Source organism: Flavobacterium sp. (assembly GCF_052437795.1).
Lineage (GTDB): Bacteria > Bacteroidota > Bacteroidia > Flavobacteriales > Flavobacteriaceae > Flavobacterium.
This window is the reverse complement of sequence record NZ_JBQVPA010000001.1, coordinates 626,480-639,223: the sequence shown is the minus strand read 5'-3', so window position 1 is coordinate 639,223 and position 12,744 is coordinate 626,480. Positions and strand designations below refer to the sequence as shown.

General features: G+C 48.9%; 6 protein-coding genes. 4 read left to right on the top strand and 2 right to left on the bottom strand.

What is annotated here, in order from left to right; all coding sequences use genetic code 11:
* Positions 1-66 precede the first annotated feature (66 nt).
* Together ACT6R0_RS02980 and galA are read right to left on the bottom strand one after the other, a co-directional pair.
* Positions 67-4,221, bottom strand: a complete 4,155-nt coding sequence (locus ACT6R0_RS02980; protein WP_444651165.1) for a glycosyl hydrolase — start codon at positions 4,219-4,221, stop codon at positions 67-69.
* Positions 4,222-4,407: 186 nt separating this feature from the next.
* Positions 4,408-7,224, bottom strand: coding sequence for a beta-galactosidase GalA (gene galA, locus ACT6R0_RS02975; protein WP_444651163.1), 2,817 nt, complete (start codon positions 7,222-7,224; stop codon positions 4,408-4,410).
* A 311-nt stretch (positions 7,225-7,535) separates the two neighbouring features.
* On the opposite strand from galA, the gene ACT6R0_RS02970 reads away from it, so the two are divergent.
* The 4 genes from ACT6R0_RS02970 to ACT6R0_RS02955 all read left to right on the top strand — a co-directional run bounded on the left by ACT6R0_RS02970 (position 7,536) and on the right by ACT6R0_RS02955 (position 12,536).
* Positions 7,536-8,054 (top strand): DUF7935 family protein, encoded by a 519-nt coding sequence (locus ACT6R0_RS02970; protein WP_444651161.1) that lies wholly within the window; start codon positions 7,536-7,538, stop codon positions 8,052-8,054.
* Positions 8,055-8,378: 324 nt separating this feature from the next.
* Positions 8,379-9,467, top strand: a complete 1,089-nt coding sequence (gene gcvT, locus ACT6R0_RS02965; protein ID WP_444651159.1) for a glycine cleavage system aminomethyltransferase GcvT — start codon at positions 8,379-8,381, stop codon at positions 9,465-9,467.
* Between the two features lies 1 nt (position 9,468).
* Positions 9,469-11,502 carry a carboxy terminal-processing peptidase gene (locus ACT6R0_RS02960; protein ID WP_444651157.1) on the top strand — a complete coding sequence of 678 codons (2,034 nt, stop codon included), beginning with the start codon at positions 9,469-9,471 and terminating at the stop codon, positions 11,500-11,502.
* A gap of 11 nt (positions 11,503-11,513) precedes the next feature.
* Positions 11,514-12,536 (top strand): LIC11966 family surface protein, encoded by a 1,023-nt coding sequence (locus tag ACT6R0_RS02955; RefSeq protein WP_444651155.1) that lies wholly within the window; start codon positions 11,514-11,516, stop codon positions 12,534-12,536.
* Positions 12,537-12,744: the final 208 nt, after the last annotated feature.

Below are 12,744 nucleotides of genomic sequence, written 5' to 3'. Positions count from 1 at the left end.
ATAGGTATAAAAAATAAAGGCAGGACCGTTAAGCCCTGCCTCAGTAAACAAACAAACTATTAACTACTATTTTACAACTAACTTTTTGGTAATAGAATTGGTGCCGGAGTATAGCTTTACCAAATATAATCCGTCGGTAAGGCTCTCAATGTTGATCTCCTTTCCTGAACCCTCCAATACTTTACTGCCTAATACGGAATATACCTCAACTTTGGTGATGTCAATTTGCTCCGATTCGATGTAAACCATGCCCGTCGCAGGATTAGGATACATTTTTACCGAATTTCCAAAGTCTGGCCTGTCAATATCCAAAGCACAGTTCTCCCCTACTTCATACGTAAAGTATTCCGTTACCGACATACCGCCAGCATACGCGAATTTAATAGCATAAGTTATGGTCTGCCCGGCCGTAAGCCCGCCAACAGTTGAAGTATAACTAAGCCCTGATGTATTTTGCATCTCCGTTTCGGCAAAAGGCGTCTCCCTCCACAGGAAGGCCACAACGCCTGTCTTATCGGTATCAAGCAAGGTTGCCGTGATGATGACATTATTTCCTGAAGTTTCAAATTTGATCTCATATCCGGTAGTAAACGCTCCCTGCTGTGCGGTACTTGAAGTTTCGGTACAAATAGCCACCTGAGTGACGTTAATCGTTATTCCAGCCGATGTGGTTTCCGCATCGCTATTATCGGTAGCTACCGCAGTTATGGTATGCGTGCCCGCCGGTGCATTGGCCCAGTCAAAGCTATACGGAGCCGTGGTATCTTCGCCAATTAGGGTAGTGCCGCTGTAGAATCGTACCAATGCGACAGTCCCGTCGATGTCGGCAGCTCCCGCACCAAGGCTTATCGTTTGGCCCAACAGGTACGAAGCCCCATTAGCCGGTGATGTGATCGTTACCGTAGGCGCCGCGTTCCCACCCGTCGTAACAATGATAAGTACCTCATCGGTCGAAGTGTAGGTTCCGTCGCTCACGGTAAGCGCTACTTTGTAAATGCCCGCAACAAGGTTGGAAACCGTTGGCGATGCGCTTGTCGCGGAATTGAATGTTATTATGGATGGGCCATAGACCTGTAACCAGCTATACGTTATCGCCTGCCCTTCGGGGTCGTTGCTCGCCGAGCCATCAAGTGTTGCTGTAGTCGCAGGCAGTGTTACCGTTACATTGTCCCCTGCATTTGCCATAGGCGGAACATACGGCAGCGGCCCTGCCAATGCAAAGGTCATGTTCCCAAGGTTAAACCCGCCGCCCACAGCTACAAAGCGAAGCACGTGCTGCCCCTGTGTCAGGGCGACGTTGTTTACCACTTTGTTAGCCCACGCACCCCAGTCGCCCGTAGCGGCTACGGCAGCATCGGCGCTTATGGCTACACCGTCGATCTCAAAACGGAACGGCCCGCCCCCACCGCCATTGCCAGAAGCATAGCGCACCGTCGCGGTATAAAGTCCCGAAGCCTGAACGTCAATGGTGTATTCCAGCCATTCACCCGAAGTTATCCAGCCCACAGTTGGGCCTTCGTTCGGTACCACATTGGCATCTACATATTCGGTTGGCCTGTAGGTACCCTCGTTATTGGCGGAAGAATCATAATAAGCGATATTCTGCCCTATCCCAGCCTGGAAAACATCATAATTCCCTGCCTGTATCGTGCCCGGTACCTGGAAAGGTGTGCCGGAATACGGCACCTGCTCCCCTACCGTTACCTGTATGGCATTGGTCATACTGAAGCCGGCGCCCACGTGTACCCTTGCCACTATGTTGTGTATACCCAAAGCAAGGTTAGGGGCCGGCATTTGGTAAGGCGCTTCGTTATCAGTACCTATGAGTGTATTACCATCGTAAAAGGAAACGCCGGTAATTCCTGTACCCGTTACCTCAACCGCAAGGTTCACGCTGCCGTTCGGGTACGCCTGGTAAAAATCGGCCGAAAGCTGTCCGGCAACGTTCACGTCAAGGCTTGTAACCATATCGTTCGCAGGGACATTCAGCGTAGATCCGTCAGAGAATGTTACGGTAATGGGCGCATCGCCGTAATTATGGGCAACATAAATATTGTCGCCATTATTTGTAAATACTGCCGCTATGGGATAGTTGGCCGTAACCTCGGCATTTACAGGTCCCAAGGCGTTCATGGCATGCAGCCAATGATAGGTTTGCGCATCGGAGATACCGAATTTCAATGCCCTGTCCGGATAAGAATCGTACAGTTCTATCGCCGCGGGCGCATCAATAAAGGCAAGGTACTGCCAGTAGGTATCGTGCCAAAGGTTGGCATTCACCTGGTTGTTCATGATGCCGGTGTTGGCAGCTATTTCACTCCACAGCTCTTCCACGTAACCAAGGTTGTGGCCCATGTACAGTGATCCGCCATGTATCGGGTACATCTCGATGCCGTAAGCCGCCGCAATATCCGATGTCCAGAAGGTCTGGTTGTCGTAGCCATTACCCCATATCCTCGAGGCAAGGCTGTAGCCATAGCCGGGCTTGAAGGTACGGTTGTGCATGTCGAACCAATATTCCTCGGTAGCCGTTTGCTCTGTCGTGTAAATATAAATACCCAGGTCCCTTACGGCATCATTCTCGGTCACAGCACCCCAATGGATAAGCGATGACGCGAACTGCATGCTTTCAGAGGTCGATTCCTGGTCGTTGCCGAATGGAAAGGTCGCAAAGCCATTGGCCCAGCTGTGCCCCGCGTAGGGGCTGAAGTTCCTTAGGTATGGGAAAAGTGTGTCATTCCTGTTGGGAGAGGCCGCATCGCGCACCAAAAGGTCGATCATTGGGCCCCATTGTGCGGCCCAGCCCGGTTCGTACTGCTCCATAAAGGCTGCGGCGTGGATGAAATACCCCCAGTGGAAATGATGGTCGTTGAGGTTGCTGTCCTGTCCGTGGCCCGCCGGATAGCCTAATAGCGCCGACCAGTTATTATTGTAATAAAAAAGGAACGCTACCTCGCCAGATTCGGCCTTGAGCCAATTCTCAAGCCTTTGCTTAATGGTGGCTTTTATAGTGTTGCGGGCTTCCACATTACCCATTTCGTCAGCAATGCGGGCGGTCTGTATCAGGCGGTTCATCAGCTGGCCCTCGTTGTAGGAGTCCGTCCATGTATCCAGCTGGTCATTCTTGATAAGGTTAATTTTCGATGCCAGTGCCGCCGGGCTAAAGCCGTCGCTGTAATTATCCACATAAGGCAATGTAGTAAGTATGCCTTTAAATGTGTTCTCTACGGTAAATGTATTGCCTGCCAGCAGCTTCAGGTCGCCCCTGATGGAGCTGTAGGTCGCCCCTGTTGGCTGTACAGAAGACGATGCAAGGTGCGCCCATTGATGTGGGAGCAATCCAAGCAACACAGTGGTCCCCGTACCCTCTTTAACCTCGGTAGTTACATTGAAAGTGGTTGTCAGCTTCGAGTTGCCTTCATTGTAATTCCATGTGGCTGTGGTATTTGTGGGGAACACATAGGCGTGCTGCTTGTATTGTTCCGCTACAGTGTTAAGGTTGGGTGCCGATGGCGGCAGGTAGGCCATCGACCAGTAATTTTTGCCATTAAGGGTTGAGGTATACGTAGTTCCGGTTTGCGTCCATGTACTGCCTACAGGGGCATATACGGCAAAGTCAGCGCCCTGGTGAGAGTTGGTCACCACAAGCATTTCATTATTTATGACCACACTGCCCTCGATAATCTTCACTTCGGCAACATCCGATGTATTTTTGGTGAAGTAAATGAACGGCATCCCGATGCCCATTGTCGCGGTAAACGATCTCGTACCGTTGGCCCAGTTCATGCTTACCGTCCAGTCGGAATGATCACATACGGTCGCCTGGCCCGCATTGAGTCCCGTTACACCCACAGTTATCGGTAGGATGTCATCCATAGGCTGGGTGGCGCCGTTGCCCGTTGAGGCGGCCACTATATAGCTTACCACCAACCCCTGGTTCACCGTACGCATCGCCAGCGGATAGTTGAAAAGATTATTTACGTGGTTTTCTTTTATTTTTTTTGACCACCAGTCGTTCGTAGGTACAGGTTTGCCCACGGCGTTGCCGCTAACCAGTGGCGAGCCGGACGGGAAGGCGTTGCGGCCTGCCTGGTCGGTGCCGGGAAAGGTAGTGCGGTAACTCCCGCTGCCTACAGGGGTAAATTGGGCACTTGCCTGCTGTACTGCCACAAGGCAAAATACAGCTGCCAGCGCTTTAATGCATTTCTGGTAATAATTCATTTGATATTCGGTTTTCGGCTAAAATATCACGAATGAATAGAATAGCTATAATTTGAATACCATATTAAAACCATACAGCACCCCAAAGAAACGCAACATTAAACACATTTGCCTATACAACAGCACTACAGCTATCACGTTTTCGCCAGCAAATCAGGGCGACTTGAATTTTATCATGTTTTCTTACTACTTTGGCGGAATAACAGATGTTGCCGACTTCAAACCGACAGTTGTGGCTGTTAATTGCATATCATTACCACTACCGTCAGGCTGGACTATCACCTGCGCATAGCCATTAAACAGCTTTCTTCTCCATTGCCCGGCAGGAGTAAGTACCTGTATCATCCCCGGATCGGTATTGGCCGCGTCCCAGTCGTTCACTTTGCGCAGTGGAGTGGCGATGATGTGCAGCGTGTTGTTCCCATTTTTGAGGAGATCCGCGCTAAGCACATACTTTTGTGCATCCTCTTTTGTCGGCGTTGCTTTTTTACCATTGATAAAAACTACGGCATCCGGGCCTATCTTTTGGTAAAAGAATGTCACCACTGCATTTTCAGGAAAATCCTTGATCTCAAAACTTCCGCGATACACATAAGCCGGCTTCGGGTTCTTATAATCCCTGATTTCAAAGGCGGGTTTCCAGTTATTTTCAGGGTACGATGGCAATTGCTGTAGCAATTCGGCTGTAGCCAACGCCTGCTCCTGCAAGCCTGTTATTTTGATAAGCGAAATATCCTCAACAAATCTATCTTTTTCCAAAGATGTTGGGTCGCCATTCCCTACGCCCAATATCTTTCCTCCCTTTACAGAAAATGAAACTTCATTATTGGCTGTAGGCACGTGCAGGCTATTCTTGTCGGTAACTTCTACAGTAAATACAGCCACATCATTGGCATGGGGGATCTTGTTTTGTGTAAGCCGGATATTTGCAGGAACGCCGGTAGTTTTACGCACTTCCGACAGTTGCTTCCTGCCATCCTTATAGCCCACGGCCTCCAAAGTACCCGGCTGGTATTTCACTTTCCATTCCAAATGGCCCAGCTTTTCCATCTTCTTTTTGCCGAGGCTTTTTTTGTTGAGGAACAGTTCCACCTCATCACAATTGGAATGTACCCACACATCAATTTCCTTACCTTCCATGCCCTGCCAGTTCCAGTGTGGCAGGATGTGCAGGACAGGCTTGTCGCCCCACCACGACTTCAGGTAATATACATTGTCTTTCGGGAAACCGCACACGTCCATCATCCCAAAATAGGAAGTGACCGAAGGCCACCCATACGGCGTAGGTTCCCCGCGATAGTCGAACCCTGTCCAGATGAACATCCCCGCCAGGTACGGCCTCTCCGCATAAAATTTCCAGCCTTCCTCTATGCTGTAGAAACTAGGGCGCGGCTTGCGGTCATAGGCACTTTTATAGTGTTTGGCCTCGTCGTCAAAGTAAATGCCCCGGGTAGCAAATGTTGAACCCTCCTCTGTACCCATTCCCGGCTGTTGCGGGAATTGCTTCCTGTGCGCGTCAATGTCGCCGTTGCCCATGTAGTTGTAGCCCATCACTTCGACCATCGAGGATATACCGCTCCTGAACCCACTGCTGATGCCTACGGTCACCGGCCTCGTAGGGTCGATGCTTTTGGGAAAGTCCTGCATAATGTGGGTAATGCGTTCCCCTGTTATATTGCCCTCTATCTTCCATTCCTCATTGCCCACAGACCAGCAGAACACTGAGGGGTGGTTACGGTCGCGCTCTATCATTTGCCTCACGGTCTCGAGATGGTAGTCGTTGATGCCCATCAGCCTGGTCTCGTCGATCACGAGCATGCCAAGCCTGTCGCAGGCCTCCAGCAGTTCGGGTGTGGGCGGGTGGTGTGAGCAGCGGTAGGCGTTGCTGCCCATTTCCTTTAGCTTTTGTATGCGGAAATACTGCAGACCGTCGGGCAGGGCTGTCCCTACCCCGGCATGGTCCTGGTGGTTGTTGGTGCCTTTCAGCTTCAATGGCTTGCCGTTAAGCAAAAAGCCCTCTTCGGCATCGAACCGTATGCTGCGGATGCCAAAAGTGGTTTCATAACTATCTACTATCCTGCCTTCCTGCCTTACCTGCGTTACCATACGGTAGAGGTTGGGTGTATCGACATGCCAAAGCTTTGGGTTGCTTATTCTGAATGCTGAGGTGAACAACGCGCTTTTGTAAAAACCGGGGGCATTGCCTTTTTCAGTTGCTGATGCCACGACTTTTCCTGCGGCATCATAAGCCGTTTGCATAATTTCGATATTGCCTGTGTAATGGCCTTTATTCTCTATGGTGGCCTGTGCGGTAATATCGGCAAAGTCATTCTTGATATCAGATGTTATGCTGGTGCCATTTTGCGCCACGTGCAAGGGGTCGGTCTTGAGTAGATGCACATGCCTGTAAATGCCCGCACCCTCATAGTACCAGCCCTCCTCCATCGAAGCATCTACACGTACAGCAATGGTATTTTCAATGCCGTAATTCACGTAAGCCGAAACATCATATTGGAAACCCATGTAGCCGCTCTCCCACGTCCCGAGGAAATGCCCGTTGAACCACACCTTGCAGTTGCGGTATACGCCGTCAAATTGCAGGGAAATGATCTTCCCAAGATCCGATTGCGGAACGGTTATCTTTTTGCGGTACCATCCGATGCTGCGTTCCGGAAAGCCCTTGCCCGATGCCTTGAAGCCGTGGCTTGGGCTGCCTTTTTCGGAAAATGATTGTTCCACCGCCCAGTCGTGCGGGAGGTCGAGCAACCGCCATGCACGGTCATCAAAACCAGATGCGGCAGGGCCGTCGCCATTGCCCGTTTTCGCGAGGTAGGAGAAATATTCAGTACCATGGTCGAAGTCTTTTTCAGTATTCGACGGATGCCCGAACGAGAACCGCCATCCGGCATCGATGCGGATCCGCTCACTCGGGTTTTGGGCGGAAGCAAGGCCGGTGATCACTAGAAAGCAGATTAAAAGCAGGCGGTGTAATATAGCATTCATAGGGTAATATAACGATCGATGGGATAAAAATATCGATTTTGGACGGTGTGGGGTAATAGTATTTTATCAAAGTATGTGCTAAAGATGTGAAATGCTATATGTTTAAATTTATACATAGATACATAGCCATTATTGTCGGGATAGAGTCCGGTTTTAGCCCCACAAAGTTTGAAGCGTTGCTTCATCTATGTGAAGGTATGCCTACTTAAATAAAGAGACTATCCTTCCTATGTCACTATGTGGTTAAATAAAAAACTGAATGGTATTCGAATAATTCCTTATTTTCGCTCATTCAAAAACAATTTACGAAAATGGACTTCAGTAAGATCATCGAGCTTCTTGCCTATACGCTGCCTGCCATTATTACCGGACTGGTGGCTTACTACTTTTTTGCACAACATACCAAAAACGAGGAGGGCCGCCGCCGCTACCTCATCCACAAGGAAGCACAAAAGAACGCCCTGCCCATACGCCTGCAGGCTTATGAAAGGCTGGTGCTTTTCCTGGAGCGCATTAACCCTGCCAAGCTGCTGATCCGCGTGGCACCTCACTCTTCCGACAAAAAAGACTACGAAGAATACCTGATCGCCCAGATAGAGCAGGAATACGAGCACAACCTTACCCAGCAGATCTACATTTCGGGCGAGGCGTGGGATGTGATCATGACAGCCAAGAACGCTACGATACAAACGATCCGCAAAGCTTCCATGGGTTCTGATTCTGCCGACAAAATGCGGGAGGCTATCCTGACCGACCTGTTCGATAAGCAAAGCCCGAGCAGTGTGGCCGTGGCGTATTTGAAGAACGAGGTCGGGGAGATGTGGTCTTGATCATTTCAGATCTCAGATCGAACTGCACTCATGCCGATGAAACGGATTTACGTGGGTTTTCTTTTTTAACGATACAATAGCGATGCAATGCTTGCATCTCGCAGGATACAGGAGGCGCATTGAATGCGCCTCACTTTTTTATAGCTAGCGTGACTCGCAAGGCATTACGCCTCTACCGATCCGTTTCGATATCGCATTCACGGAATGATGGGATATATCCGCCAAATAATTCTTAATTGTTGCCGTTTTCCTACGGATACTGCGGTTTTTTTCAATATATTAGCAGGATCAAACAACAAACACATTTCAAATTTTTAGCTTACAATGAGAAATACTGCGCTTACGCATATTCATGAGGGCCTTGGTGCCAAAATGGTCCCGTTCGCGGGCTATAACATGCCTGTTCAATATGAAGGGGTGAATGCCGAACACGAAACCGTGCGCAACGGCGTTGGGGTATTTGATGTATCGCACATGGGGGAATTCCTGCTGAGCGGACCGAAAGCCCTTGACCTGATACAAAAAGTGACCAGCAACGATGCTTCTGCCCTTACTGTAGGCCGTGCTCAATATTCGTGCCTGCCAAATGAGGAAGGCGGTATCGTAGACGACCTTATCATATACAAGATGAAGGAGGAGCAATACCTGTTGGTGGTAAATGCATCAAACATTGAAAAGGACTGGGCATGGATAGCATCTAAAAATGACTTGGGCGTGGACATGCGCAATGTTTCGGACGATTATTCGTTATTGGCGATACAGGGGCCTATGGCCATGGAAGCCATGCAGGAGCTGACATCGATCGACCTTGCCGCTATTAAATATTACCATTTTGAAGTGGCCGATTTTGCAGGTGTCGAGAACGTGATCATCTCTGCGACAGGCTATACCGGAAGCGGTGGCTTTGAGATCTATGCCAAGAACAGCGAGATCGAACAGATATGGAACAGGGTATTTGAGGCTGGGGAAGCCTACGGGATCAAGCCTATTGGCCTTGCCGCACGCGACACGCTTCGCCTGGAGATGGGTTTTTGCCTTTACGGGAACGACATCAACGATCTTACCTCGCCGCTTGAGGCCGGGCTGGGCTGGATCACGAAGTTCAATAAGGACTTTACCAACTCTGAAGCACTGAAATCGCAGAAGGAAGCCGGTGTGACCCGCAAGCTGGTTGGCTTTGAGCTTACCGACAGAGGCATACCAAGGCACGATTATGAGATCACGGATAAAGTGGGCAACGTGATAGGTGTTGTAACATCGGGTACGCAGTCGCCATCGCTTGGCAAAGGCATCGGTTTGGGTTATGTGCCCACAGCATTTGCGGCGCCGGACAGCGAGATCTTTATCCGCATAAGGAAGAACGACATCCCCGCTAAGGTGGTGAAATTGCCGTTCTATAAAAAAATAGACTAACATGAAAAAACTCTTCGCTATCGCTTTACTGCTTCCATTTGCTGTGGGAGCCCAAAATAATGATAAGGCATGCGAAGTTTTTTCGAAAGTGAATACCGTGCTTCAATCGAGGCACTACAAGCCTAAACCGGTAGACGACAGTTTATCGGTTTATGTTTTTGATAAGGTGATGGAGAACCTGGACGACAACCGAGTGCTGTTCCTGAAGGACGAATATGAACAGCTGGCGCGCCACCGCCATTCTATCGACGATTACATCAGGAACAAGGATTGCGCTTTTTTTTCTGACTTTATCTCCATCTATAAAAAAGCGCTAGAACGCAGCAAAGGCTATATAGAGGAAGTTGGCCGAGAGCCACTCCCCTTTAATACCAAAGACACGATATACTACTCTAAAAATACCTTCCCTTTTCACACAAAGGCAGAGAAGATCAAGAGTTTCCTTCGTAAAAAGATCACCTACGACATCCTTGAGGACATTGCCCAGCAAAGCAAGAACAAGGACTCGCTAAAAGTGTATGTTGAGGTTTTAGGAAAAGCATCGAGGGCAAAAGTACTGGACAGCTACCTGTGCAAGGTCAATGCGCTGCTAAACCCCTCGGAAGGGTTTGACAACAGCATTTACAACCAGTTCTACTCGGTTTTCTGCTCGTATTTCGACCCGCATTCCACCTATTTCAATTATAGTGAGAAGGCATCGTTCGTTTCTTCCATTTCGACAGAGAATTATTCGCTCGGACTGTATGTTTCGCAAAATGACAAGGAGCAGATCATTGTGGAGGAGATCGTGCCGGGCGGGCCGGCTTACAAAGCCGATAAGATCGATAAAGGCGACCAGATCATAAAGCTTGCAGCCAATAATACCGAATACACCGTATCGTGCGCCTCGATGGAGACCATCAGCAACATCGTGAATTCGGACACCTATAGGACCGTCGTGCTTACGCTTCGCAAAAAAGATGGCTCGGTATATTCCGTTAGCCTTGAAAAAAAGGTGATGAAGGCCGAAGACCACAGTGTGTACAGCTTTGTGCTGGGCGATAAGAACCCCGTGGGCTACATTAAGGTACCAAGCTTTTACACCGCATTCGATTCGGATAATAATATGGGCTGCGCGGACGATGTAGCCAAAGAAGTCGTAAAACTTAAAAAAGAGAATATCAAGGGCCTTATCATCGACCTGCAGTATAATGGCGGCGGCTCTATGGACGAGGTGATACGTATGGCGGGGATGTTCATCAACTTTGGCCCCGTGGCGGTGGTGACCGACAAGGATATGGACTACAACGTGATCAAGGACTTTAACCGTGGCATGGTCTTCAATGGCCCGATAGTGGTGCTGGTGAATGGCTTTTCGGCGTCTGCCAGCGAATTCTTTGCCGGTGTGATGCAGGATTACAACCGCGGCATCATAGTTGGCAATACTACCGTGGGCAAAGCTACCATGCAAACGATACTTCCGCTGGAAGATGAGAACCCGACCGATTTTGTAAAGGTGACCATCGATAAATTTTACCGCATTACCGGCCACAGCAGCCAGTACATAGGTATTGTACCCGATGTGGAGCTGCCTACTTTTTTTGATAAGATGCTGCCAAGGGAAAGCGGCATGCCGACTGCCATCAAAAACGACAGCATCCCGGGGCTCAACCTGAGGTTTAGTAAAATGCCGCAGGAGCCTATAAAAAAGGCCGCTGAGCTGAGCAAGATACGCATAGCATCCGATGCCGGGTTCATGCTGGTAAGCTCGGTCAACGACAGGATAAACGCCATATACAACAACGCCAAAAAACCACTGAACGTGACATTTGACAATGTTTATGACGATGTGCACTCCATGGACCAGATATGGAAGGACATTACTACCGCCTCGGAAAAAGAACAGGCCTTTACCGTACGCAACACCGCTTTTACCGAAGAAGTGACCGGGTATGACGAATACCTTAAAAACGCCAATGACTTTAAAATAAGATCCATAAAAACCGATATGTATATAAACGAAGCGGTGAACATATTGAAAGACCTTAACCAATAACCAACCACCAAATGAAACGAATTTTACTCGGCATACTATTGATAGTATCGCTTACCTGTGCCGCACAGGAATTTAAGACACCTATTGATTACCTTAACTTTATAGGGAAGGAAAGTAAGTCCATCACTGCCAACACGTGGAAGTACACTAAGGCCGTTGCCCACAGCAAAAGCGCCCGTAAGATCGATGCTACGCGTAAGAACCTCATCAAGTCGATACAGGCTGCCTCTAAGAAAATAGGTGCCACCAACGGCTACAAGGGCGATGTGGTGTACCGCGACCAACTCCTCGCCTACTATTCGATCTCTGAAAAGTACATTAACGATGAATACGACAAGATCATCGACATGCAGGAAGTGGCCGAGCAGTCATATGACCTGATGGAAGCATACATCCTGACGCGCGATATGGTAAATGAGAAGATCAATGCCGAAATTGAAAAACTGAACACCAACCAAAAGGAGTTTGCCAACAAATACAACATTGCCATTACGGACGACGAGACCGAACTGGGCAAGAAAATGGAAATTTCCAACCAGGTATTCAGGCACCAGAGCGATATGTACCTGATATTCTTTAAGGTGTACATTACCGATGCCAACCTGATGAAGGCGGTGCAGGATAAGAACATCAATACCATACAGCAAAATGCGTCGGCGCTGGAATCCTTCGTTGCCGAAGGGCTTGAAAAACTGAAGGCTGCCAAACCATTCAAGAACGACATGATGCTGGTGAACGGCTCTAAAAAAGCATTGGAATTCTATAAAAAAGAAGCATTGGAGTTCGCCCCTGCCGTAACCGACTTCCTGATGCTGAACCAAAAGGCCGAGGAAACCAAAAAGGCGATGGATGCAAAGGGTAAGCCGTCGAAAGCAGAAATTGACGCTTATAATAAAACAGTAGCCGACCTGAACAAGGCGGTGGATGCTTATAACAAACTTACGACGAAATTCCATAACGACAGGAACAATGCCATTACCGCCTGGAATGCGGCGAGCGATGGTTTTGTGTCGAAGCATGTGCCGAAGGATTAAACGACCGGAAAGTTTATGCGACTGTCATTGCGAGCGGAGGCACGGAGCGTGGCAATCTTTCCTGGCAATTTTGAAATGTAAAAGATCGCTTCGTCGTTCCTCCTCGCAATGACTACTCGACTGCGATAACGAATTCTAATTCGTGGCTAAAATCCAACCCTCTATTTTTTGCAAAAACACGGAATAAGTTTATTTTTGTCCCTCCAAA